Annotated in this window: 24 protein-coding genes; 19 read left to right on the forward strand and 5 right to left on the reverse strand. The window is 46.1% G+C overall.

Annotated features, from left to right (window positions below):
* Positions 1-8 precede the first annotated feature (8 nt).
* The 14 genes from V1501_RS00960 to V1501_RS01025 all read left to right on the forward strand — a co-directional run bounded on the left by V1501_RS00960 (position 9) and on the right by V1501_RS01025 (position 14,979).
* Positions 9-632, forward strand: coding sequence for a zf-HC2 domain-containing protein (locus tag V1501_RS00960; protein WP_409291017.1), 624 nt, complete (start codon positions 9-11; stop codon positions 630-632).
* A gap of 230 nt (positions 633-862) precedes the next feature.
* On the forward strand, positions 863-1,687 hold the full coding sequence (gene cdaA / locus V1501_RS00965) for a diadenylate cyclase CdaA (RefSeq protein WP_409291018.1): 825 nt from the start codon (positions 863-865) through the stop codon (positions 1,685-1,687).
* Positions 1,680-2,984, forward strand: a complete 1,305-nt coding sequence (locus tag V1501_RS00970) for a YbbR-like domain-containing protein (RefSeq protein WP_409291019.1) — start codon at positions 1,680-1,682, stop codon at positions 2,982-2,984. Before cdaA ends, V1501_RS00970 begins: the two co-directional genes overlap by 8 nt.
* Before the next feature lie 38 nt (positions 2,985-3,022).
* Entirely contained in the window at positions 3,023-4,372 is a 1,350-nt protein-coding gene (gene glmM, locus V1501_RS00975) for a phosphoglucosamine mutase (protein ID WP_409291020.1), read from the forward strand.
* Between the two features lie 458 nt (positions 4,373-4,830).
* Entirely contained in the window at positions 4,831-6,633 is a 1,803-nt protein-coding gene (glmS, locus tag V1501_RS00980) for a glutamine--fructose-6-phosphate transaminase (isomerizing) (RefSeq protein WP_409291021.1), read from the forward strand.
* Between the two features lie 428 nt (positions 6,634-7,061).
* Entirely contained in the window at positions 7,062-7,514 is a 453-nt protein-coding gene (locus tag V1501_RS00985; protein WP_409291022.1) for a MarR family winged helix-turn-helix transcriptional regulator, read from the forward strand.
* Positions 7,515-7,533: 19 nt separating this feature from the next.
* Complete coding sequence (locus V1501_RS00990) at positions 7,534-8,052, forward strand: GNAT family N-acetyltransferase (protein ID WP_409291023.1); 519 nt, start codon at positions 7,534-7,536, stop codon at positions 8,050-8,052.
* A gap of 24 nt (positions 8,053-8,076) precedes the next feature.
* Entirely contained in the window at positions 8,077-8,691 is a 615-nt protein-coding gene (locus tag V1501_RS00995) for an FMN-binding negative transcriptional regulator (protein WP_409291024.1), read from the forward strand.
* Positions 8,692-8,820: 129 nt separating this feature from the next.
* Positions 8,821-9,696 carry a DUF4871 domain-containing protein gene (locus V1501_RS01000; RefSeq protein WP_409291025.1) on the forward strand — a complete coding sequence of 292 codons (876 nt, stop codon included), beginning with the start codon at positions 8,821-8,823 and terminating at the stop codon, positions 9,694-9,696.
* Between the two features lie 26 nt (positions 9,697-9,722).
* A complete protein-coding gene (locus V1501_RS01005) occupies positions 9,723-10,121 on the forward strand; it encodes an AAA family ATPase (RefSeq protein ID WP_409291026.1) in 399 nt (132 codons plus the stop codon).
* 570 nt (positions 10,122-10,691) lie between these two features.
* Entirely contained in the window at positions 10,692-11,483 is a 792-nt protein-coding gene (locus V1501_RS01010) for a nucleotidyltransferase domain-containing protein (RefSeq protein WP_409291027.1), read from the forward strand.
* Between the two features lie 89 nt (positions 11,484-11,572).
* Complete coding sequence (locus V1501_RS01015) at positions 11,573-12,790, forward strand: UTP--glucose-1-phosphate uridylyltransferase (RefSeq protein WP_409291028.1); 1,218 nt, start codon at positions 11,573-11,575, stop codon at positions 12,788-12,790.
* A 95-nt stretch (positions 12,791-12,885) separates the two neighbouring features.
* Positions 12,886-13,680 (forward strand): GNAT family N-acetyltransferase, encoded by a 795-nt coding sequence (locus V1501_RS01020; protein ID WP_409291029.1) that lies wholly within the window; start codon positions 12,886-12,888, stop codon positions 13,678-13,680.
* 387 nt (positions 13,681-14,067) lie between these two features.
* Complete coding sequence (locus V1501_RS01025) at positions 14,068-14,979, forward strand: cation diffusion facilitator family transporter (protein WP_409291031.1); 912 nt, start codon at positions 14,068-14,070, stop codon at positions 14,977-14,979.
* A 46-nt stretch (positions 14,980-15,025) separates the two neighbouring features.
* Here V1501_RS01025 and V1501_RS01030 read toward each other — a convergent pair whose 3' ends face one another.
* On the reverse strand, positions 15,026-15,349 hold the full coding sequence (locus tag V1501_RS01030) for an ArsR/SmtB family transcription factor (protein WP_409291032.1): 324 nt from the start codon (positions 15,347-15,349) through the stop codon (positions 15,026-15,028).
* 208 nt (positions 15,350-15,557) lie between these two features.
* Here V1501_RS01030 and V1501_RS01035 point away from each other — a divergent pair, with 208 nt between their 5' ends.
* A complete protein-coding gene (locus tag V1501_RS01035) occupies positions 15,558-16,355 on the forward strand; it encodes an STAS domain-containing protein (RefSeq protein ID WP_409291033.1) in 798 nt (265 codons plus the stop codon).
* A gap of 70 nt (positions 16,356-16,425) precedes the next feature.
* Here V1501_RS01035 and V1501_RS01040 read toward each other — a convergent pair whose 3' ends face one another.
* Positions 16,426-16,638 (reverse strand): small, acid-soluble spore protein, alpha/beta type, encoded by a 213-nt coding sequence (locus tag V1501_RS01040; RefSeq protein WP_409291034.1) that lies wholly within the window; start codon positions 16,636-16,638, stop codon positions 16,426-16,428.
* 330 nt (positions 16,639-16,968) lie between these two features.
* On the reverse strand, positions 16,969-17,814 hold the full coding sequence (locus tag V1501_RS01045; RefSeq protein ID WP_409291035.1) for a DUF1028 domain-containing protein: 846 nt from the start codon (positions 17,812-17,814) through the stop codon (positions 16,969-16,971).
* 354 nt (positions 17,815-18,168) lie between these two features.
* Between V1501_RS01045 and fni the strand changes: the two genes are divergently transcribed.
* The 4 genes from fni (at position 18,169) to pstA (ending at position 22,332) form a co-directional block, all read left to right on the forward strand.
* Positions 18,169-19,212 (forward strand): type 2 isopentenyl-diphosphate Delta-isomerase, encoded by a 1,044-nt coding sequence (gene fni, locus V1501_RS01050; RefSeq protein ID WP_409291036.1) that lies wholly within the window; start codon positions 18,169-18,171, stop codon positions 19,210-19,212.
* Positions 19,213-19,544: 332 nt separating this feature from the next.
* Positions 19,545-20,429 carry a phosphate ABC transporter substrate-binding protein PstS family protein gene (locus V1501_RS01055; RefSeq protein WP_409291037.1) on the forward strand — a complete coding sequence of 295 codons (885 nt, stop codon included), beginning with the start codon at positions 19,545-19,547 and terminating at the stop codon, positions 20,427-20,429.
* Between the two features lie 83 nt (positions 20,430-20,512).
* Complete coding sequence (pstC, locus tag V1501_RS01060; protein ID WP_409291038.1) at positions 20,513-21,403, forward strand: phosphate ABC transporter permease subunit PstC; 891 nt, start codon at positions 20,513-20,515, stop codon at positions 21,401-21,403.
* On the forward strand, positions 21,400-22,332 hold the full coding sequence (gene pstA / locus V1501_RS01065) for a phosphate ABC transporter permease PstA (protein WP_409291039.1): 933 nt from the start codon (positions 21,400-21,402) through the stop codon (positions 22,330-22,332). Before pstC ends, pstA begins: the two co-directional genes overlap by 4 nt.
* A gap of 157 nt (positions 22,333-22,489) precedes the next feature.
* Here pstA and V1501_RS01070 read toward each other — a convergent pair whose 3' ends face one another.
* Both V1501_RS01070 and V1501_RS01075 read right to left on the reverse strand, forming a co-directional pair.
* Positions 22,490-23,566 carry a YsnF/AvaK domain-containing protein gene (locus V1501_RS01070; protein ID WP_409291040.1) on the reverse strand — a complete coding sequence of 359 codons (1,077 nt, stop codon included), beginning with the start codon at positions 23,564-23,566 and terminating at the stop codon, positions 22,490-22,492.
* 102 nt (positions 23,567-23,668) lie between these two features.
* Entirely contained in the window at positions 23,669-25,636 is a 1,968-nt protein-coding gene (locus V1501_RS01075; protein ID WP_409291041.1) for an alkaline phosphatase family protein, read from the reverse strand.
* Between the last annotated feature and the right edge of the window lie 25 nt (positions 25,637-25,661).

The following is a 25,661-nucleotide window of genomic DNA, read 5'->3' on the forward strand; positions in this document are numbered from 1 at the left end:
TGGTTTCTATGGCATGTCCAGAAGAAATAATAGAATATATGCATGATTACCTGGACGAAGAGATCGATCCGGATAAAGAACGGATACTAAAAGAGCATCTGCAGGCATGCGATGAATGCAGACTATATTTTCACGAACTGGATAAGGCAGTTTCCCTGGTGAGGGTGCCTTCCAATATATCCTTATCCCCTGATTTCACCCAAAAGGTGATGGCCAGCCTGCCGGCCGAAAAGAAAAAGCGGTCTGTCAAAACCTGGATGATGGGCCATCCGCTCCTCACTGCGGCAGTGATGTTTTTGGTACTGATTTCCGGGGCCTTTATGTCTTCCTGGAATCAATCCAGTGATTTTTCGGTCACAAGGCAGCAGGACTTGATCATCAGCAATCATACAGTCATCGTCCCAGAAGGAAAGACCATTAAGGGTGATATCCTGGTCAAGAACGGAGATATAAAGATCGAGGGCAGGGTCCTGGGGGATGTGACCGTAATTAACGGCAACCGCTATCTCGCATCAGCTGGCAGTGTGACAGGCGACATCAAGGAAATTGATCAGGCGTTTGAATGGCTTTGGTATCAAATAAAGTCCACGTTTGAAAAAGTTTCCAACTCTTTGACTACTAGTACAAACTAAAATCGGCCATCCTAACCGGGATGGTCTTTTATTACATAATTTTCTAGGGTGCAGCCTGGCTAAAACTCGCTTATTAAGAGAAAAACATTTACTTTCATGATATAATTTCAAGTATTGTGTTAAATCTCAGTTTAGCGGATGCTAAAAGCCTTTGGTTTACATACAGACATAACCCCATTCGGAGAGAAGCAGGGAGATCTTTTCGAATTTCTTGACTGGAGGAAAGTAACATGTCGTTATCCCACTTTACTTTCTATGATTATTTTATAAATTTCATTGATATCCTGCTTGTCTGGTTTGTGATATACAAGCTGCTTATGGTTATCAGGGGAACCAAGGCCGTCCAGCTCCTGAAAGGGATCTTTGTGATCGTCATTGTCCAGAGCCTGAGCAATTTCCTGGGGCTTAATACACTTGGCTGGCTCATGGAACAGGCGATGACCTGGGGATTCCTCGCGATCATCATCATCTTCCAGCCAGAGCTGCGCAGGGCACTTGAACAGCTCGGCCGCGGGAAAATTTTCTCCAGGGGAACCGGGCAGGTTGAAGAGGAAGGCCAGGAGCGGCTTGTGGAATCCATTCTTAAAGCGACGAACTATATGGCCAAGAGAAGGATCGGGGCCTTGATATCGGTCGAGAGAGAGACAGGGATGAGCGATTATATCGAAACGGGAATTCCTTTGAATTCTGCCATTTCGTCAGAGCTTCTGATCAATATCTTCATCCCGAACACCCCGCTCCATGACGGAGCCGTCATCCTGCAAGGGAACCAGGTTGCGGCTGCTGCCTGTTATCTGCCTCTTTCAGAGAGCCCTTTTATATCGAAGGAGCTCGGGACGAGGCACAGGGCCGCCCTTGGGGTATCGGAAGTGACAGACAGTGTAACCATTGTTGTGTCTGAGGAGACAGGAAGCATTTCTTTAACTAAGAATGGTGAACTGTACCGTAATCTGAATCAGGATTCGCTGAAGGATATGCTGAAGATCGAATTGGTTGATAAAAACAGGGCTGCGTCTCCTGCTCTTTGGAATTGGAGGGCAAAAAAAAATGGATAGCTTAATGAAAACTCCCTGGTTTATCAAGATTATTGCTTTTTCTTTAGCTGCTCTTTTGTTCATCTCGATCAATTTTCAGCCTGATACTAAAAAAGAGTCCTCAAGCTTCATGACTCCATCGAGCGAAGAAACTGAAACGGTCGAAGATGTCCCGGTGGAGCTCTATTATGACCGGAAAAATCTGGTTGTAAGCGGAGCTCCGGAAAAGGTCGATGTTGTATTGAAAGGGCCAAAAAGCATTGTTCTTTCCACTAAGAACCAGAGGGATTTTAAGGTATTCATCGACCTTGCGGATGCGCCGATCGGGGAGCAGAAGGTAAAGATTCAAGTATCAGAGCTGTCAGATAAGCTTAAGGCCGAAATCAGGCCTCAGCAGGCAAGCGTCACAGTGCAGGAAAAAATCACGAAGGAATATTCGGTTTCCCCTTATTTCAATACCTCGCTTTTAGAGGAAGGGTATATAGCCGGGGTCCCGGATACCACTCCAGGGACGGTCCGCATTACAGGGGCAGAGGACGTGATGAGCCAAATCTCCATTGTGAGGGCTTCGATTGAAATCGATAAAGGGGCCAATCAATCTGTACAAAGATCTGCCAAGGTGATGGCCCTTGATGAAAACTTGAATAAACTGGATGTAACCATCGTCCCGGATACCGTTGAGGTCCGGGTGCCGATCAAGATTCCTTCCAAAACGGTTCCCGTTACAGCGGTAAAAACCGGCAAGGGGAAGGATGGCATAAAGATTGATGCGATTGCAGTCAATCCAAAAGAAGTTACTCTGTATGGAAAGCAGTCTGAACTGGATAAAATCGGGCAGATACGGCTTCCAGTTGATATAGGAAATATTGATTCATCTGAAAAAAGGGAACAAAAGCTCCCGCTGCCAGATGGCATCCAGAAAATGTCCCAGACAACGGTGAGTGTATCCATCACAGCCACCAGAGAAAAGGAAACTGAGAAGAAGCCTGACGAACCGCAGCAGGACGAAGAGGCAAGTGTTCAGGATATTACCAAGACATTCAAGGGATTGGATATTACGGCATCGGGCCTTCCGGATGAATACGAATTGACGTTCATAACGCCGGCCGGCGGCACAGCAGATATGACCATAACCGGTCCGCCGGATGAGATAAATAAACTGGATCCTTCAAAAATACAGCTTTCTATAGATGCAGCTAAACTGACCGAGGGCAGAAACGAAGCGCCGATCCTGGCTAAACTGCCGGAAGGACTGACAGGCAAACTCAGCACAGACAGCGCCGCTGTCCAGGTTGATAAGAAAGAAGCAGCAGAATAAAAAATGATGCAGACATTTAAAAAGGGAGCGATATGCAAATGGGTAAATATTTTGGCACAGATGGAGTCCGCGGTGTAGCAAATGCGGAATTGACTCCAGAATTAGCGTTTAAGCTTGGCAGGTGCGGAGGGTATGTATTGACAAAAGATACCAGACGTCCTAAAGTGCTGATTGGCCGCGACACCCGGATCTCCGGAGAAATGCTTGAAAATGCTTTGATAGCAGGGCTTCTTTCCATTGGAGCGGAGGTCATGCGCTTAGGTGTGATTTCCACTCCTGGTGTTTCATACCTGACCAAGACTCAGGGTGCCCAGGCTGGAGTCATGATTTCAGCCTCGCATAATCCGGTTGCAGACAACGGCATCAAATTCTTTGGACCGGACGGCTTCAAGCTTTCAGATGAACAGGAAAATGAAATTGAAAACCTGATGGATATGGAATCCGATTCGCTTCCAAGGCCAGTTGGAGCCGATCTCGGGACCGTCAACGATTATTTTGAAGGCTGCCAGAAATACATCCAGTATCTTAAACAAACGGTGGACGAAGATTTCTCAGGCATCCATGTCGCGCTTGATTGTGCAAATGGGGCTACGTCTTCACTTGCCGCTCATTTGTTCGCCGATCTGGAAGCAGATATCTCCACAATCGGATCTTCTCCTGACGGCTTGAATATCAATGAAGGAGTAGGCTCAACCCACCCTGAAACCCTCACTGCCTTCCTGAGGGAAAAAGGAGCGGACGTAGGCCTTGCTTTTGACGGAGATGGAGACCGCCTGATTGCCATTGATGAGAATGGAAAAGTGATCGATGGAGACCAGATTATGTACATCTGTGCGAAATACCTGAATGAACAGGGCCGCCTGAAGCACTCAACGGTTGTTTCTACAGTCATGAGCAACCTCGGCTTCTATAAAGGCCTTGAGGAACATGGTATCCAAAGCGCCCAGACAGCGGTCGGGGACCGTTATGTAGTGGAAGAAATGAAGCGCGGGGGCTTTAATCTCGGAGGTGAACAATCCGGGCATATCATCTTCCTGGATTATAATGCTACGGGAGACGGCCTGTTGTCTGGAGTCCAGCTTCTGAATATCATGAAGGTAACAAAGAAGCCGCTTTCTGAATTGGCTTCTGATATGAAGAAATTCCCGCAGAAGCTCGTCAATATCCGGGTCACTGACAAGCACGGTGTAACAGACAATCCGAAGGTCCATGCCGTCATCCAGCAGGTGGAGGCGGAAATGGGCGGAAACGGACGTATCCTTGTCCGGCCTTCAGGCACTGAGCCTCTTGTGCGGGTAATGGCAGAGGCACCTACCGAGGAGCTGTGCAATGAGTATGTAGATAGAATCGCTCAAGTAGTCCAGCAGGAAATGGGATTGGAAGTCTGAATAAATGGATATGCATGGGAGGCACCAATATGCCTTTCATGCATATTTTAATAGTAAGTGCATCGTTTCAGCAGAGGGACTGGAGGGTATATACCCGGAGTGCCAAAAAAAGTTTGACTGAAGCACCTCAGATGAGATATGATTATCTTGTTTTTCGTATTGCGCAATAAAACAAAATTGAAACAGAAAGGTGGATCGGACGAAACAGCAATACTAAAGCGCCAGGACTAAGCGGAACGAGAATGCTTAGTTGACGAGGTGGAGGTTTATCGAAATTTTCGGCGGATGCCTCCCGGATGCCTGTGCACATCCGAAAATCTTTCTCCCAAAACAAAGGGGCAACTCTTTGAACAAAAGGGAAAGAGATGTACAGCTAAAATAATAAGAAATCAGAGATAAGGGGGCAAGACTGGCCCCCGGTCATCTTGCCTCCTTGCCATTCTAGGAGGAAAATATATATGTGCGGAATTGTTGGATTTATTGGAAACCAGGATGCAAAGGAAATCCTGTTAAAAGGACTGGAGAAGCTTGAATATAGAGGATACGACTCAGCGGGAATCGCTGTCCGGGACAGCTCCCGGGTCCATGTATTCAAGGAAAAAGGCCGTATAGCGGACCTCAGGGCCATCGTCGGCGAAGACGTACTGGCAAACACAGGAATCGGGCATACCCGCTGGGCCACCCACGGTGTGCCAAGCCAGGAGAATGCCCATCCCCATCAGAGCACGTCCGGCCGCTTCACTCTTGTCCATAACGGCGTTATTGAGAACTATTCAATCCTTAAGCGCGAATATCTTCAGGATACTGCGTTCAAGAGTGAAACAGATACAGAAGTTATCGTCCACTTGGTTGAGAAATTCGTCACTGAAGGACAGTCCACTGAGGATGCTATCCGCAGGACTCTGACCCTTCTGAAGGGTTCGTACGCACTGGCGCTTCTTGATGAGCAGAATGATGAAACCATCTTCGTTGCTAAAAACAAGAGCCCGCTGCTTGTCGGAATCGGGAAAGACTTCAACGTAGTGGCAAGCGATGCCATGGCTATGCTTCAGGTGACCGATCAATATGTGGAGCTTATGGATAAAGAAATGGTTATCGTCACAAAGGAAAAAGCGGTCATCAAGAACCTTGAAGGCACTGTGATCGAACGCGATCCATACACAGCTGAACTGAATGCCAGCGATATCGAAAAAGGGACATATCCTCATTACATGCTGAAGGAGATTGACGAGCAGCCGCTTGTTATCCGTAAGATTGTCCAGAAGTATCAGGATGACGAAGGAAACCTTCACATCGACCAGAATATCGTCGATGCTGTCAAAGGCTCTGACCGTATCTACATCGTGGCCTGCGGTACCAGCTATCATGCCGGACTTGTCGGCAAACAGCTGATCGAAAGGATGGCAGGAATTCCTGTCGAGGTGCATGTGGCTTCTGAATTTGGCTATAACATGCCGCTTCTTCCTGAAAAGCCGCTGTTCATCTTCATCTCACAAAGCGGTGAGACGGCAGACAGCCGTGCTGTGCTGGTAGCTGTGAAGGAGCTTGGCCATAAGGCGCTGACCATTACAAATGTACCAGGCTCAACGCTTTCACGTGAAGCGGATTACACACTGCTTCTTCATGCAGGACCAGAGATTGCCGTTGCATCGACTAAGGCTTATACCGCCCAGATTGCCGTGCTGTCCATCCTTGCTGATGTAATCGCAAAATCACGCGGAAATGCAGAAGGCCTGAACCTGGTGAAAGAGCTTGGGATTGCCGCCAATGCGATGGAAGTGCTTTGTGACTCGAAGGAAGAAATGGATTATATCGCACGCGAGTACCTATCCTTCACGCGCAACTGCTTCTTCATCGGCCGCGGCATCGATTACTATGTAGGACTTGAAGGCGCACTGAAACTCAAGGAAATCTCCTACATCCAGGCTGAAGGCTTCGCCGGCGGCGAGCTCAAGCACGGAACCATCGCCCTGATTGAAGAAGGAACACCGGTCGTTGCCATTGCAACACAGGAGAACGTCAACCTCAGCATCCGCGGAAACGTCAAAGAAGTTGCTGCACGCGGTGCCAACCCTTGCATCATCTCCATGAAGGGCCTTGACACTGAGGAAGACCGGTTTGTCATCCCGAGTGTTCATGAACTATTAACACCTCTTGTCTCTGTCGTACCGCTTCAGCTTATTTCTTATTTCGCAGCGCTTCACCGCGACTGTGATGTTGATAAGCCGAGGAACCTTGCTAAGTCTGTCACTGTTGAGTAATTGGCAGGTTAGGGGTACCTGATTTGTAAACGTACAAAAGAGTCGGGAACTAAAATAATAAAGAGCGTAGTCGTTTGTGGCTACGCTCTTTTTGTTTATATATAGTTATATTCGATATGAATGCCTTGAAGTTTTTAGTAATCATTAATTCCGTACGTAGTTCGACCATAATCGGTTCGGTTGGTCATTTTTTGCAATGAAAAGTGTATTTATGTTTATCTGCTTACTCAAGATAGTGAGGATGCTTTCTGAAACGAATCCAGGTACGGGTTATGGTGTTAAGAAACGCAGCCAACTGAGGCTGTGTTTTTTATTTATGGAGTTTTATTTCCTAATAATGTTGCAAATGCAATAAAATTATTTTACACTGAATATGTTCTCTAAATACTCGAAAACAACAGCGATAAAGGCTATGAAGGAGTGGTGATATGAAAGAAATCCTCCGCGAAATCGGAATGATTGCCAGAGCACTGGATTCGATAAGCAATATAGAATTTAAAGAATATAACCTGACGAAGGGGCAGTATTTATACCTTGTGAGGATTTGTGAAAACCCGGGCATCATCCAGGAAAAATTAGCTGAAATGATTAAGGTAGACCGGACAACAGCATCCCGGTCTATAAAGAAACTTGATGCCAATGGGTTTGTTGAAAAAAGAAGAGATGCAAGGAATCAAAAGATTAATAAACTGTTTCCAACTGAGAAAGGAAAGAGTGTGTATCCGTTCATAAAAAGAGAAAATGATCATTCCAACAGGATCGCCTTGGATGGATTCACAGATGAAGAAATGGAAAACCTGTTTCATTCTCTGCAAAAAATCAGAAGCAATATAGAAAAAGACTGGGATTTTGTGAAAAAAGGAAACAAGCGGAGTTACTAAATCGATAAAGGAGCGGACCATGACGATACAAGTAAAAAAGTGCACAATAGAGGACTTACACACCCTTCAAGAAATTAGCTGCGAAACCTTCCAGGATACATTCGGGCCTCAAAACTCCCCCCAAAACATGAAAGCCTATTTAGAGAAATCATTCAATCTGAATCAAATCGAAAAGGAGCTGTCTGAGCGTTCTTCTGCCTTTTATTTTGCCTATGCGGGTGGTGAACTGGCTGGATATCTCAAGGTGAATGCCGGTGAAGCGCAAACAGAGGGCATGGGTGATGATTCACTGGAAATTGAGAGGATTTATATCAAACAATCGTTCCAAAGGCAGGGAATTGGAAGATGCCTAATCAGCAAAGCGGAGGAAACGGCTGCAGAGCAGAATAAAAAGAAGATCTGGCTCGGTGTATGGGAGAAAAATGAAAATGCTATCGCGGCCTACAGCAGGCTGGGTTTTATCAAAACAGGCGCCCACTCCTTTTATATGGGAGATGAAGAGCAGACCGACTTTATATTAACCAAGGCACTTTTATAAGCAGACAGGGGAAGGAGCGGTGTTATGTATATTCCAAAGTACTTTAAGGTCACAGATGCCGGTGAAATCCAGGAGTTCGTTCAAGCCAATTCTTTTGGCACACTCGTCACTGCAGAAAAAGGGAATCCCATCGCCACCCATCTGCCCCTGGGATTCCATACAGAAGGGAAAGACAGCTATATCACAGGGCATCTGGCATATGGGAATCCTCAGTGGAGAACACTGGAGGCGGGCGAAAGGGTGCTTGCGATCTTCCAGGGTCCCCACGCCTATATTTCCTCCTCATGGTATGATCCTGAAAACGTTCCGACATGGAACTATCAGGCAGTCCATATATATGGAAAAGCTGTCATCATGGATTGTCAAGAGTTAAAACAAGAACTGATCAGCATGCTTGAAAAGTACGAAAAACACCGTAAAAATCCAATCCTGTGGGAAACACTTTCCCCAGGCCTTCTGGAAAGCCAAATGAAAGGCATTGTCGGCTTTAAAATGAAGGCAGAGGAAATACAGGCGGCCTATAAAATGAGTCAAAACCGCCATAAAACGGATTATGAAAACATCATTGATCAATTGAGACTGGAAGGCAATAAGAATTCTGAGGAAATGGCGGCTTTGATGGAGAAGAGGAGAAAGTGAGATTTTTATAGTTTTACCGCGGGCTGGCGTTTGGCCGGTCTTTTTTTGTTCCTAAAGGATTTAATTCGACCGGTTTTGGAATAAAGTGGATATACCTGCTACTATAGAAGAAAAAAGGTGGTGAGCATTATGTGTAAGAAAGCTGCTGCATATCTTCTGTTTAGTGCTCTTTTATTAGGAACATCAGCCTGCAGTAAAGAAGAACCCCCGCTTACAAACACCTTTGAAACAGAAGGCGAAGAGATGAGGGGGATTAAGGGAAGGATCGGTATTTCGAATAACCGGCTGATGGATGAATCCTATAATAAAGTTATATGGCATTTCTGGGGGGACCCCTCAAATATAAAAGGGGAATTCAAGGTTATCGGAACTGAATTAAAATCAGGGGAAAAAAAACCGGTATTGCTTGTGGATACAAATTCAAAAGAAAGAACCTGGTCATATAAAGGAAACTATACACAGCCTAATTTAGGAGCGGTAAAAACAATGCCTTCTGCCCTTTGGTTTGATAACCCCGGCAAGTGGATGCTGGAAGTTTATATCAATGGAGAGCATTATGAAGACCTGATTGTAAATGTGTCAAAGAATGACGTACCCAGCTATTTCAGCATGTCAGTAATGAAAAACATAGAATGGATGGAAAGCCCGGTATTTCCCTTTGAAACAATGGAGCTGCGGGGCGAGGAAGGGAAGCTTGCAATCCTCTCTACTCCATGGAAAGCGGGTATTAAGAATAAATATATGTGGCACTTCTTTGGAGAGGAGATCCCATCTGGAAAATTGACTGTGGTAGCTGTGAAGAAAGGAACAAATGAAATAAGCAAGGCTCTCGTTAACTTTGATACAGAGCAGCAAGTATGGACACATCCGCTGGCTGTCGGATCAGCAGTCAACAACCATACAGATGTACCAGCAAGCATGAAGCTGCCATCGAGCGGGATGTGGACTTTAAATGCCTATATTGATGAAGGGCTCTTTGGTCAAATTGTTGTGGATGTTAAGTAAGTATGGATTTTAGGAGGGGAACACAGATGCTGGAACCGCAGGCTATCCGGACCGTTTTATCTAAAAAAGATCCGTCCAGGCCCCTGGCTGTACTGATGTGCGGGATAGCCGGCTCCGGAAAGACGACTCTTTCTAAAAAGCTTGAGATGGAGGGCTTTACACGTTTTTCTATAGATGAAGAAGTCTGGGAGAATTTTGGCCGTTATGCGATAGATTACCCTGCGGAGGAATATCGGGCCAATTTAGATAAAGCACATATCATTTTGTTCGAGAAGATGCTGAAGCTAATTGAGGCAGGCGTGAGCGTAGTAGTGGATTCAAGTTTTTGGAGAAGATCTGAGAGGGATAGATATAGGAAGGCTGTGGAAGATGCCGGGGGAATATCACAACATTTATTTAAAAGTGGAGCAGGATGTACTATATGAGCGTGTAAGGATCAGGAATAGCCGGTTTGATGGCAATGCTGCTTTCCCGATCACCAAGGAAGTTCTGACTTCCTTTATAAATAGCTTTGAGGTTCCGGCAGGTGAGAGAGAACTTGTCATTGACCAGTAGGCTGGACTCAGAAAAAGCAGAGAGGGCGCACTCTCTGCTTTTCTATAATTTTTATCGGGCTTGCGGCCAAGCCTTGCGAAGGCCTTCATTTTAAAAAAGTGAATAAATCATCAAAAACGTTCTTTTTCAAACAAATTCAGGATATGCGGGGCAGTTTCTGCCCTGTTTTTGGATAAAAAAATTGCTTAAAGAAGTGCCAACTGACCACCAAATGCCCCTCCTGGGAACTGTAACTTGCCAAAGGAGGACTTTACTTGCGGAGACATAGGATTTACTTGCGGACCCCTCCTTCTTACTTGCGGAAATAGTGAATTTACTTGCACTTGAGAATATCAAGTGCGCAGTAGGCAGCAGGAGCAATATATCCTTACATTCTTTGTGATAAACTTGTAAAAAGAACCTTTCCCTGCGGTATAAAATATGGAGAAGGAGGCTGTCCCATGGATGAAAAAATAAAAGAATCTCTGAAGCAGATAGAGGAAGATTATCAGGTAAAGATTTTGTATGCCTGTGAATCAGGCAGCCGGGCCTGGCAGTTTCCGTCAAAGGACAGCGATTATGATGTCCGGTTTATTTATGTACATAAGAAGATCAATTATTTAACGATAGATCCAATTGGAATCGGAAAGAAGCGGGATGTGATTGAGCTGCCGATCGATGATATGCTGGACATCACGGGCTGGGAGCTGACGAAGGCGCTGAGGCTTTTCAGGAAATCCAATCCGCCCCTTATGGAGTGGCTCCGGTCGGGAATCGTTTATTATAAGGCCTTCTCGGCTGTGCGTCAGATGAAGGAGCTGAGCGGCAGGTTCTTTTCCCCCGTTTCCGGCATCCAACATTATTTAAATATGGCGGATGGGAACTTCCGGGAGTACCTGCAGGGCGAACGCGTCAAGATCAAGAAATATTTCTATGTTCTGAGGCCGATCCTGGCTGCCCTGTGGATTGAAAAATTCAATGAGTTTCCGCCATTGGAATTCCCTGTCCTGCTGGAGGAGCTGCTGTCTGATGGAGAGCTGAAGGAGGAAATCAGCAACCTGTTAAAAAGGAAGATGGAGGGCGATGAACTGGATATGGAATTAAAGATCCCGGTCATCCACGATTTTTTAGCGGGTGAACTTCAGCGCCTGCGTGAATATGCAAATAGCATCCAGTTTGATATACCCGATTTTACTCATAAACTGGACGCTTTATTCAGAGACACGCTTGATGAGGCATGGAAGAGTCAATAATAGTGAAAATCGGGGTTCTCGTTGCTGCTTCTTTTGCTGACGAGTTGGGTATGGATAGAAGAAGACTGTAGCATAAAGGAGAAATATATATGGACCGATACAACAGAATCAAGGGGAAATTATCAGAGGCAGGACAAATTCATCTGCTTCGCTTTTATGACAAGCTGTCGCCGGAAGAGCAGGAATCCCTCCTCGACGAAATTGAGAAAGTTAATCTGGATGAAATTAAGTCAGCCGCAGAGAAGCTTTTGAACCCGAATCCTCCTGCCAAGGCACACATTGAACCAGTGCCGTACGATATTCTGGAGGAAATGGAAGAAAACCAAAAAAGAAGGTATGAACAGAAAGGGCTGGATTTGATAGCCGGGGGGAGAGCAGCTGTCGTCCTTCTCGCGGGAGGGCAGGGTACAAGGCTTGGCCATAAGGGGCCAAAGGGTACCTTTGATATTGGCCTGCCCGGTCATGAATCGCTGTTTGAAATCCAGGCGAAAAGGCTTTTGAAGCTGCAGGAGAGGACAGGCACCCTCCTTACCTGGTATATCATGACAAGTCCAATCAATGATGGGGAGACGAGAGACTTTTTTGAAAGCCATGATTATTTTGGCTACGATCCTTCTCTAGTCACGTTTTTTATCCAGCCTACCGCGCCAACCCTCACTCCGGGTGGAAAGGTGATGCTGAAGAGCAAGTCACAGCTTTCTCTGTCACCCAACGGGAATGGCGGCGTCTTTTCTGCACTGAAGTCAAGCGGTGCACTGGCAGATATGGAGAAGAGGGGCGTAAAGTGGGTTTTTCTTTATAATGTGGATAATGCTATCATCCAGATTGCAGATCCGCTGTTCATTGGATTTGCTGAGGAGAAGGATACTTCCATCGCAACTAAATCGACAGCCAAAAGGAGCCCGGACGAAAAAGTAGGTGTGTTCTGCTTGATGGACGGAAAGCCTTCCGTAATCGAGTATTCTGAAATGACACAGGAAGAGCGCGAACACCCTCACATGACTAATGCGCACATCAGTATCCATCTATTTAAGCTTGCGTATCTGAAGGATATGTCGGATAAATCCCTTCCGTACCATTTCGCGCATAAAGCGATACCGGGCATCGACGAAAATGGAATCGAAATGAAACCGGATCAGCCGAATGGATATAAGCTGGAACAATTTTATTTTGACCTTTTTCCAGAAGCTGATGGCATTTCCGTTCTACAGGTTCCACGGGAAAAAGAGTTTGCACCCGTTAAGAACCGCAGCGGTGAAGACAGCCCTGAAAGCGCAAGGAAAATGGTCATGGCATTTGAAAAGTAAGCGAAGGGCCAAAGAGGGGAAATATGGCCGCCGCCAATTTCTAATAGAAAAGTAAAGGGGCTGCCGTTATGTCAGCCTTTAACAGGGGGAGCATTATGGGTTCGTTAAAAGAGTTAATTGAAATGGATTTATCTTATCTCGAAGCTTTTTCTACCCGCACAGAAAGGGAGTGGGGATCTCTATTCTGCAATGAAGAGCAGCCGCAGTATTATGATGCCAATCATGCACATATCAGCTGGCCGGTGCAGGATGGTCAGGCAGTGATTGAAGAGGTGAAGGAATTTTACAGGAGGAGGGGAATCATTCCGCGTTTTTACCTGTATAATCTGGAGCTTCAGCAGGAATTCATCACACAATTGAGGGCGGAAGGCTTTGGTTTTGAGGAGCTGGCAAGCCCTGTCCAGGTTTGGACTGGCGGGCTGACGGATGCTGGAGCTTTGAGCGGGGACATATCCATTGAAGAAGTCACCCGGAATAACTACAAGGAAGCGCTCGAAATCGAGTGCAGTATCCATGAATTCGGAGGCAGGATTGTAAGGGAAAAAGCCTTCGAACAGGAATTCAACTCTCCGCATTTTGTTCATTATCTGCTCCGCTATAAAGGGAAGGCATGTGCGACAGCCTGTCTATTTATGAGCGGTAAGAATGCCCGCATGGAAAGTGTGGCGACTCTCCAAGAATATCGGGGGAGAGGGCTGATTGGATATGTGATCCGTCACATCCAGGCTGAAACTCTAAAAAGGAGAATCCAAAATCTGTGGGTATTTCCAATCAACGAAAAAATAGCGAAGGTTTATGGGAAGTATGGATTTAGAACTGTAGAAAACCTGACGACGGGACATGCCTTTCTTGGCGGAAGGAGCATTACGGACATACGTGAGAATGTATGAAAATCCTCTCTCTTTAATTAATCAAACGATTGATTAATAAGACCTTGAAGCAGAATACATGCATACTATAAGAGCCGGTTTGATGAACGGCGAAATGGCGGATTTCAGCCGCTATTGCTGGCAGAAGGACCCGAATGAGGTCACATAGCCGCCTTTCATATCTGGAAAAGGAGAATCCAATCTTCGGATTCTTTTTTTTGTCTCGAAGAATCATGTTTTCCACTTGCCTGATAGGGGGTAACATGTATAAACGCCTTAAGGGCTTCTTTAAGTTCTCTAACATAAATGACCGCAAAAAGCGGAAAATAAACACTCTTGAAATCACATTCCAGAAGGTACATAATATATATGAACACATACTCATATATAAATAGAGGGGGACTAGCGATGGGACATTCTCATAGCCACGGCCATCACGGCCACTCTCATCATTCAACCAATAAAAAAGCATTAAAGCTGTCCTTTTTCATGATTGCGTCTTTCATGATTGTTGAGGTCATAGGGGGCATACTTACAAACAGTCTGGCCCTGCTGTCGGACGCCGGACATATGCTCAGTGATGCGGCAGCGCTCGGGTTGAGTTTCTTTGCCTTGAAATTCGGTGAAAAAGGCGCATCGCTTGCCAAGACTTATGGCTACAAACGTTTTGAAATACTGGCCGCCTTCTTGAATGGGCTCACGCTAATCGTTATATCATTGTACATTTTCTGGGAGGCTGTTCACAGAATTATGGAGCCGCGATCCGTGACAGGCTCGGGCATGCTGGCCATCTCTGTAATCGGCCTAGTCGTGAATATTTTGGCTGCCTTCATCCTGATGAAAGGGGATAAGGAAAATCTGAATGTACGAAGTGCCTTCCTGCACGTGCTTGGTGATATGCTCGGCTCTTTCGGGGCAATTGTGGCAGCGCTGGCCATTATGTTCTTTGGCTGGAGTCTTGCCGACCCGATTGCAAGCATCATCGTCGGGATTCTGATTATCATCAGCGGATGGAGGGTGGCCAAGGAATCCTTTCACGTATTGATGGAGGGGGCACCGTCCAATATTGATGTAGAAAAAGTGAAGAAATCCCTGCTTTCTATCGAGGAAGTAAAAGATGTCCACGATTTGCATGTATGGTCCATCACTTCCGACTTTCCGGCTTTAAGCTGCCATCTTACAGTGGATGCAGGAATCGATTATCCCATGCTCCTGGAAAGAGTGAAGAAACAATTACATGATTCGTTTGAACTTCATCATGTTACCATTCAATTTGATATGGGAGAAAGCGGCTGTTCCGCTGAGAACTGCTGCAATTAAAAAAGCTGTCCTTTTAGGCGAATGTTAAAGGACAGCTTTTTTTCCATTACACATGTCTGGCATGGTCGATCGTTTGTTTTAAAACATCTATGACATGGTCGTCATCATGGGAATAATAAAGGGTGGTTCCTTCTCTTCTGAACTTGACCAGCCGTATATTTTTCAGGAATCGCAGCTGATGGGATACAGTGGTTTGAAGAAGGGATAATTTTTCAGCAATCTCGTTGACAGAATGCTCGCCCTTGAACAGCAGGTTCAAAATCCTGAGGCGCGTGGGATCTGACAAAGCCTTGAATGTCTGCGAAACGATAAAGAGTGTTTCTTCGTCTAAATCGGGTGCAGGCAGTGATGCTGCATCTTCCTCTTTCATCCGATGCACTCCTTTATTTTCTTAGTAAGACTATTATAAGAAAATCTCTTCTTTTATACAATGGGAGCAGCCTGGCTGTCATTTCATCAACCGTTATAATTCATGTGAGGGCGCGGCTGAGTTTTACCATAAAAAAACGCGGGTATATTTGACTAAAGTCAGTTAATCAGCAAAATATATGCTGCAGCGCATACAGCAAGGAGAGATTATGATGAAGCAGGCACTTAAGAATATAGGAAGCTGTCTGGAAGAGGATAAAGATAAAATTATTGAAGAACTGCTTGAAAAGGAATCATCTGATATAGGCAGCATAACAGAGAATCGTGAACATTTCCGAAGGCTTCTGGCCTCATTGATTAACCTTGTTGCGATAAGCTTTAGGGAAGAATGGGATGGGAATGATAGAGAAGGTGAATTAAACAAAGGCCTCGGTACTTTGAAAAAACATGGCACCAATCAGACTGACCTTGTAGACCTTATTTGCTTATTCCGAATGGAATTTTTGATTGATATCAGGAAGAGATGCGTTTCAGAGGCACTCAGCCCTGATGACATTTTTGCTGTAAATGACAAGGTGACAGAGGTATTCGACGGTGCCATCCGAAGTATCATCCGGACAGCAGATGAATCAGTTGAAGCGATTGAGAAAGAAATGCTGGAGCTTGCGGCACCTGTTGTTCCCATCAAAAAAGGGGTGGCTGTCCTGCCTCTGATCGGGGATTTTAGTGAAAGCAGGGCATCTTATATTACAAATCAGGTAATCCCAAAGATAGCCGGTATGGATATCAGCATGCTGATCATAGATTTTTCGGGAATTCATGTGTTCGATACGTTTGTTGCCCAGCACTTCTTTCAAATACACGACATATTGAAGCTTCTCGGTATTGATCCGGTGATTACCGGGATTCGGCCTGCACTTGCCCAGACGGCTGTCCAGCTAGGCATCAATATGGCGGACATCCGTGCTCACAGCAACGTGCAGCAGGTGCTTGAGGTGCTTGAATAAGACCTGATCTGCACAAGGAAGGAAGGCTGTCCAAAGGGCCAGCCTTCCTCAAGATCCAGTTATTCAATTATTAGAATTGACCAGCTTGACCTGCTAATTGAGATTGAGCTGTTGCTACCAGACGCTTAGTAATTTCACCACCAACAGATCCGTTTGCACGAGAAACTGTTTCTGCTCCAAGTTGTACACCAAACTCTTGAGCGATTTCGTATTTCATTTGGTCGATAGCTTGTTGAGCACCAGGTACTAGTTTTTGACGGTTAGAACCACTTCTTGATGACATGTGTTTTCACCTCCTTAATAGATAATCTGCCTCCAAATAAAAAGTTCATGCATTCTATTGATTAGGTAATATCTAACAAGAAAATGAAAGGGACAGATTATATAGGAAAGAAAACAAACATGAGCTTTTTACCCGCAGCCCATGCATGGAAAGGACCTGGAGCAGAGCAAAAACAAACGTATTAAGGCGATGGAGCGGAGCAAAGCGGAGGCGGGAATGCAAGCCCGGTAAAAGATGGTCAAGCCTGGCTGCAGGGAGCCTTATAATACATGCAGCTCCCCCTTTTTCACCGAAAAAACCTCCACAGCCATCTGGCCGCGGAGGTTTTGTTTATTGCATGTTTTTCATAAAAGTTAAGACTTCAAGGTCAATCCTGCCCTGTGGCTGTTCCCTTCCTTCAAAGTTCTCAGTATGAAGAAAATCGGTCAATGCTTTATAAAGGACTGTATCATCCGCATGGCGGTCATCCAGATATCCATGTCTGACAAGCTGTCCGGCAAGGTCGGATTTGATATTCCCTTCGATAGCAGTAATATTCTCTTCCTTTGAAGGGGCAAAATAAAGCTGATGAAGGTGGTAAATACGAATCAGCTCGGTGATCGGCTCCGAATGGTCCTCTACCCTAAGGTCGATGAACCGGTCGTTAAAGCCCCCGTAGCCTCCCTGGTCCTTGACTACCAGAATTGCCGCAGACTGCTGCCCCCGGCTGTCCCCGCCCGCTTTCTGCCCGGCATCAAGTGCCGTAAGCAGGCGTTCGGCAAGCGTCCCTTCCGTGCTGGTGAAGGTTTCCGCCATGGCCCGGACCGTATTTTCATCCACAAGGATATTCCCCTGTGCTGCAAAATGAGGGCCTGTTATGCCTCCTGCCCAATCGTAGCACTTGCTTCCGGTAAAAGTAGCCGGGCGGCCATCTTTATCAATCAAGCCCACCTGGCGCATTTCCTTGTCAGGGTCGCCTTTTAGAAGGTCATGCAGGGTCTCCTCGGCATTTTTACCCTGCTCCATAGCTGTCAGGCCCTCCGGCCCAAAAGCGGTATTCGCATAGGATTGTGTTGCAACGGAGCCGGCACCGGCCTTTGCCCATGGAACAACCGCTCCTACTCCTAGAAACTTCGACTGTACTGCAATGCCCCACTCTTTCTCAGCCGGGTCATATCCAACAATTGAAAATGTCACGTATCTTCTCCTCCTGGCATCTGGTTTTGAACTTCTGATTTTAGTGTAGCATATGGAAAAAAGGGGAAGGTACAATTTGTTTCCTGCTAAGGACAGAAGAGATAAATTAGGTGAGGAACATCATAAGTGTTTCACGTGAAACCAGCTAGACTATACGAATCCTATAGGGTAACCTAATAGGGCGGAAAGTTGTAATAGATCATCGTGTATGACATAAAAGGTGTTTTTGAAAAAATGTTATTTATTTTCGGGTTTTGTGGGTAGAATGCATAGATCCCAATTTATGCGAAGCACCCTTTAAAAAATACGCAATATGAAGGACCACAGGAAACAGCACGGGAAGGGGTACAGACAATGCCGGAAAATTCATCCATAAGCAGCAGAAAGACGGAGCATATCCGGATCAGCCTGGAGGAGGATGTGACTGGGGAAAACATCACGTCAGGCTTTGAACACTATACATTCGTCCATCAGGCACTGCCGGAGCTTGATTATAATCATGTTGATACCTCAACTGAGTTCCTGGGAAGGAAGATTTCTGCCCCTTTCCTAATCAGTTCTATGACCGGGGGGACAGACAAGGCGCTCGATATAAACAGGAACCTCGCTATAGCTGCCGAGGAGCGGGGCTGGGCGATGGGGCTGGGCTCAACAAGAGCCGCACTGGAAAGCCCGGGACAGGCACATACGTTTAAGATCCGTCAATATGCTCCAAGCATTCCTTTATTTGCGAATCTGGGAGCAGTCCAGCTTAATTATGGCTATGGAGCCGATGAATGCCGCCGGATTGTGGAGCTTACCGATGCCGACGCTCTTGTTCTGCATTTGAACAGCCTCCAGGAGGTGTTTCAGAATGAGGGAGATACTAATTTCAGCGGCTTGTTATATAAAATAGAAGAGTTATGCCAATGTCTCGAGGTTCCTGTTGGGGTCAAGGAGGTCGGCTGGGGAATTAACGGAAGTCTTGCCAAAAGGCTTGGAGATGCCGGGGTCTCCTTCATTGATACAGCGGGAGCTGGAGGAACATCATGGAGCCAGGTAGAAAAGTTCCGGTCAACAGATCCTATAAAACGGGCAGCAGCGGAGGCATTTGCCGGCTGGGGCATCCCGACTGCACAATGTATCCTTGAAGCCAGGGAAGCCGGATATACAGGGACCCTGATTTCAAGCGGCGGCATTCAAAATGGAGTGGAAGGAGCCAAATCGCTTGCCCTTGGCGCCGATCTTGCCGGGATTGGCCGTACGGTCCTTAAGCCGGCCTTTGACGGGTCAGAGGCACTTATCGACTTGTTTAAGCAGATTGAGACGGAACTGAGGATTGCTATGTTTGGGATTAGCGCTTCTTCAATAGAAGAGCTGAAGAAGACGCAGCATATCAGGAAAAGACAGATTTTTTAAAGGTCCTATACATGGTATAGGGCTATTTTTGTATCTTTTTGGCTATTTCTCGGGAAATATTCCGAATAGAATTGTTAAGGAATTGTTAACAAGACAGCTTTTTTTCATGGATGTAAATAGCTGATAGAGGGCAGTATGCCCGGGTTAGGCTTGGCTGCTGGGTTCTAACGGTTTTCTGACTAAAAAAGTTAACCACTGGTGAATTTACAAATTATTAAAACTGCCTTCATATGGAGACAACATTCGCTCACTATAATGAAAATGTACTAAGAAAGCACAGAGCACAAAGACCTGGATTTTCAAACTCATATATAAATTAGGGGGAAAAAGAAATGAAGGTAAAAGGATTTAAAGTAACGATGGCAGCATTGGTAATGGCAGGCGCCCTTGCAGGATGCGGAAATTCTGAAGAAAAATCATCAGATAAAAATGGTGCAAAAGCAGAAGAATTATCTGGAACCTTGACTGCAGCGGGATCAACAGCACTTCAGCCGCTTGCAGAAGAAGCAGCCAATGAAATTACTGGCAAATATCCTAACCTTTCAGTAACCGTTCAAGGCGGCGGAAGCGGAACTGGTGTAAATCAGGTAGCCGCAGGCGCTGTTGATATCGGTAACTCTGATGTTCCTTCAGCTGAAAAAATTGAAGATAAAGCCCAAGCAGACAAGCTTGTAGATACAAAGGTTGCCGGAATCGCATTTTCACTTGTAGTGAACAAAGATGTAAAAGTTGATTCGTTAACAGAAGAGCAGATTCAAGGCATATTCTCTGGCAAGTATAAAAATTGGAAAGAAGTTGGCGGAAACGATGAGAAGATCAATGTAATCAACCGACCGGCTTCATCTGGTACACGTGCAACGTTTGAAAAGACTTTGATGAAGGGTGTGAAAGTCAATGACGGCATCGGTACTGCCCAGGATTCAAGCGGTGCAGTTGAACAGTCAGTGAACTCCACACCGGGTGCAGTCAGCTACCTGGCGATGAGCTACTTCGTTGGAGACAAGAAGGAAAGCATGAAAACCTTGAAAATCAATGATGTAGAAGCTTCCATTGAAAATGTAGCCAGCAAAAAATATCCATTCTGGTCATATGAATATATGATTACAAAAGGACAGCCAAAAGAAGCAGTCAAAGGGTACATTGATTACGTATCTGGTGATGAGTTCGCTGATAAAGTAGAAGAAATGGGTTATATCCCAATGAGCGAATTGAAGTAAAAAACCAACTGAATGCAAGGCTGGCCTGGATGAGCCAGCCTTCTTCGGTGTGACAGACTATAAATGGCAGGGCGGTGTTAAGGATGAAGGGGAAACAATCCATTAACTATGTAAAAAATGAATATATCGGCAGAACACTGGTGACAATCTGCGGATTTTTAATCGTGTTTGTGACACTTGCAATTATTATTTTCATTTGCCAAAAGGGAATGCAGTCCTTCTTTGACAGTAAGATCTCCCTTGGTGAAATCCTTGGCTCCAGTACATGGAGCCCTGGAAACAAGTCTTACGGTGCCCTGGTATTCATTGCCGGCTCCACGGCTGTCTCGATTGGGGCTGTATTGATTGCTGCTCCGATCGGAATTGCCATCGCTATTTTCAATAATCATATTGCACCAAAATTCGGTGCCAGATTCCTGAAGCCTGTCCTGGAACTATTGGTCGGCATTCCTTCTGTTGTTTATGGTTTCCTGGGTGTCACCATACTTGTGCCCCTGCTCCGTGAAAATTTTGGAGGAGTAGGATTCAGCTTGATAGCTGGTATTATTGTACTCAGCATCATGATCCTGCCGACGATTGCAAGCATTGCAGATGACGCGATCCGGGGTGTGTCGCCAGCCTATCTGGAGGCTTCCTACGGACTCGGCTCCACCCGCTGGCAGGCCGTGAGCCGCATTGTAGTGCCGGCTGCGAAAAAAGGGATCATGACCGGGGTGGTATTAGGTCTTGCCAGGGCATTTGGCGAAGCGCTCGCAGTCCAGATGGTTATCGGAAACACAGTGAGGCTGCCAGACAGCCTGTACAGCCCGACCTCGACCCTGACAGGCATTCTGTCCATGGATATGTCCAACACCTTGAATGGGACTGCGTGGAATAACGCATTGTGGACCCTCGCCATGATTCTGCTGCTCATTTCATTCATGTTTATTCTGATCATCAGGCTGATCGGCAAAAAAGGGGGTAATGCAGCATGAGAAGTTCTGCAAGGACAGTAAACAATATATGGACAGGCATATTTTATGCCGTAGCCTTTTCTGTTATAGCATTGCTTGTTTTTCTCGTATTCAAGATCATCACGAACGGCTGGGGATTCTGGGATCCTGCCTTTCTTTTTGGCCGTCCGAGCAATACCATGGCGGGCGGGGGAGTAGGTCCGCAGCTCTTTAACTCCTTTTATTTATTAGTTCTGGCACTGGTAATTTCCGTACCGCTTGGACTTGGGGCAGGCATCTACCTGGCTGAATATGCCAGGCAGGGACGTTTCCTGAATTTCGTAAGACTCTGTATTGAAACCATGGCATCTCTGCCATCTATCGTAGTAGGACTCTTTGGTTTATTGATATTTGTCACACTAGCCCGCTGGGGTTACACGCTCATCGGCGGTGCCCTTGTGTTAACAATCTTGAACCTGCCGGGATTGACCCGCGTATGTGAATCGGCAATTGCATCAGTGCCGCAGAATGTGAAGGAAGCAAGCTACGGCATGGGAGCCACCAAGTGGCAGACACTCGTTAAGGTATCACTGCCGACTGCCATGCAGGAAATCATTACAGGCGTCATCCTGTCAGCCGGCCGGGTATTCGGTGAAGCTGCAGCGCTCATCTATACTGCCGGACTTACAACACCAATGCTGAACACAGCTGCAGATTTATCCAGCCCGGTCAATCCGTTCAATGTGTTCAGGCCGGCCGAAACTCTTGCCGTCCATATATGGAAACTGAACTCAGAAGGAATTGTCCCGGATGCAGGGGCTATAGCCACTAAGTCGGCAGCCATACTGATTGTCATGGTTCTTGTTTTCAATATCCTGGCAAGGCTCCTTGCTAAGATGCTGGACAGACATTATAGAGGCTCTTCCAAAAAGAAGAAATCAATTGGAAGTACACTGAGAAAGAGCGCATAAAAACATGCATGAGTTTGCTGCCCGCAACCCATGCATAAGCGGAGCACGGCATAACAGGAGTGCTGGAAAAAATGTTCAGACCCTCCAGCTAGAAGGACCTCCGCCATTTTTACAAAAAAAAGTCAGGCAATCTGCCTGACTTTTTTTATTTATGCGATTAGAATTTATCGTTACGCTTGCTGCCCAGGGTACTGTCCCCATCCACAGTTGTGTTGCCTTTAGTATCAAGGGTAGCATCCTCTTTGCGGACCGTTTCAGATACATGCTCTGTCTCTTCAACGGTCTTTTTGCCGATTACGATTTCATCGGTTACTACCGGTTTTTTCGTAACTTCAATCTGCTCCTCTACAATCGGAACACGGATTGTTTCGTTCTCAGCAGCCGTGTCGAAGTCTGCTGCATCAGCAGGTTCATTCACCGAACGTCTCTCCACATACACTTCCTCATGCTTTACTGGAACATCCACATCGGCACGTTCTTCGTAAACTTCTTTATTGACTTCCACTTCGCCGGTCTGTACTTCTCTTTTATCTACATTCAGACGCTCTTCACGCAGTCTCACTGTGCGCTCTTCATCCGTTTCGTTATCGCGGACATAGTTAGCTCCGGCTGTTGTGTTTGTATCTCTTGTACCTGCTGTGGAGTCAAAGCCTCCTGTTGAACTGAAGGTATCTGCTCCCCGGTCAACGCCGGATGTGCCTGCACCCGGAGTTCCGGTCAGGGTTGAATCCCTATCATTATCATACTCATAGGCAGTGCCTGTTCCATCATTGTAAACCCCTGTTCCACTGTTTAAGTCGGTACCTGATACGCCTGGGGTACCAGTCAATGTTGCGTCCGTGCCGCTGTCATATGCAGTTCCTGCCGCCGCGCTGCTGCCGCTTCCGTCCACTGCTACAATATATTTACCATCATCTAATTGAGACGCATACCTGGATTCGTCAGATTCAGATAGTCCAAGGCTTGAAAGACGGCTGCGGCCGGTTGTGTCGTCATCCATTGTGAAATAGTCCTTCACCTTGTCCCAAAATGAATCACCATCATGATTTGTGCCGGTGCCGGCTCCAGTGCCGCTTTCAACTGTTGTTCCTGTGCGGTTTTCAAGCATATCATTGTCTCTTCTATTGGTGATGACCGTGATCTGATCGTTATCATATCCTTGTGAAGTTAGACCTCTGATTGCCTCCACTGCCTCGTGCTGTGAATCAAATACTCCAACAACTTGCTTTGCCATTGATGTTTCCTCCTTCACCATCTGAAAATTTTTAAGATGAGTTTTTTATTTTTCGCTACAGGTCTTTTTTACCCGGAGCCAAAGGGTATAAACTAATTTTTTTTACCTGGATACATTTGTATTTGTTTTGTCAAGGGGTTTTCCTGCAATAAATAACGGCTTCTTTACCTTAAGCAGATTATAAATTGTCGGTGCAATATCAAGTGTGGACATATTCTTGATTTTTGTGTCCCCATCAAATTGGCTGCCGTATGCAATAAAGACAGGGCGGAGTTCTTCCCGCTGAGGATCACCTCCATGGGTGCCAAGCTCGGTGGCAGGCAGTGACTGTCTGGTCATGCCGCTGCCCATTATATACCCTGGTGCCCCGAATAAAATGATGTCCCCGGAATGGTTCCCTTCGTCTCCAGGGCCCTGCTTTGTTTTGACTGCTTGTTCATAGGGGTGCACACTGCCGCCGAACACGTGATTCCAGGCTGCACCTGTCCGCTCCTTGATTACCGGGAAGGAAAATCCCTCGTTTTTGATTGTGCTTGCCATTTCCGATAGTTCATAGGATACAACAGCACCTTTTTTATTTCTTTTCACTTCAGCTTCCTTGAAGATGTGGATGATTTTCTCCCTGACTGCCTCATAGTCTTCCTCTGGTACCGTTCCTTCTTTTTCTTTCGGTTCAGCATTAATATAAACATGTGCTACGGAACTGCTGGGGATGGCGTATGCTTTTGTTTTGCTGAAATCAATCCCGCCATCTTTCTTTACAGTAAGGAGACCCGCATCCTTCAATACCTTATTGGGCAGAAGGGTAGTATGGGCAGGCTCCATGCCATGGTCAGAAACAACCAGCAGCTGGTCATGTTTTTTCAGCACCTCGATTGTTTTGCCGACAACGCGGTCAGCGAGCCGGTAGGACCATCTGATATAGCCTGCATACTGCTTTTTCTTTTCTTCGCTGTAGCCTGGCTGCCTGGGGTCAGTCAGCAGGTACTTATGCTGTTCATGGTCAATCTGCGGCGCATACATCATGACAAGGTCAGGATTATACTTTTCTTTGATAAACAAGGAGACATCCGTCACCCACATGACAAACCGGGTGCTGATTTCTTCATACTCCCTGCGGGTTATCCAGCCTTTCTCAAGGGCCTCGTTATCATCCTGTACCGGAAAGAATTTGAATCGTTTCTTTATTTCTTCAGGGAAACCTTTGGGCCCTTTGATATTTCCAGATGTCACCGCTGTACGGTAGAAGGCCACGGGGGAATCAAGATTGTTGTTATCAGTGCGGATTTTATATGAAAAACCGGCTCCTTCTTCTGTGTCCAGATTAAGCAGCAGGGAACCCCATTGTTGTCCGTTTGTCTTTGAGTCATTCCTGTCGATTACCTTATCTTCCGAAATATAGAATGTATCATAGTTTGGTCCTTGGTCATCCGAAGTATCGACGGCAAGGATATGGAGCAGATGGTTTTTCTCGTTTTTTATTTGGATTGGAAGGGTTGATTCCTTCGGGGTGCTGAAGCTGTCTGGCAAACCCTTCCATTCCCTGGCGATTTTAAACTTTAGATGCTCCCTTGCAGAAGCTGCCCATGTTTTGCCGTAGAAGATAGAAAAATCCCCTTGTTTCCCTTTTTTGGGGTTTGCCCCTGGAAAGGCAATCGTGGCAGTCGTTTTTCCGCTTTTTCTTGCTTCGCTCCAAATCGGGGACACCTCAATCTTTGTTTGAAAACCATCATCCTTGTTATGATAGTCTTTTTTTGGATCATGCCATTGATTGCTGACGATTCCTGTCTGACCGGGTCCTGCCCCGGTGGCAATGGCTGCGTGGGAAGGGGCTGTGAGAGAAGGTGATATAGTGGAGGGTCTTTCTGCCATCATGCCCTTTTTGACCAGTTTTTGAATGTGGGGAAGCTTATTTTCTTTGAGATACCTCCTGGTGGTATCGTTTTTCATTCCGTCGAATGAGATCAGGAATACTTTTGTATCTGTGTCTTGCTTTTCTGCCTGAACTGGCTGCTGAAGCGCAATGACAACAACTGCCGCGGCTAAATATGCTATAAATTTGCAATTCATATTTTTATCTTCCTCCTAATCTAAG

Origin of the sequence: Paraperibacillus esterisolvens, assembly GCF_046237625.1 — a bacterium.
In the GTDB taxonomy this organism is placed as follows: domain Bacteria; phylum Bacillota; class Bacilli; order Bacillales; family DSM-1321; genus Paraperibacillus; species Paraperibacillus esterisolvens.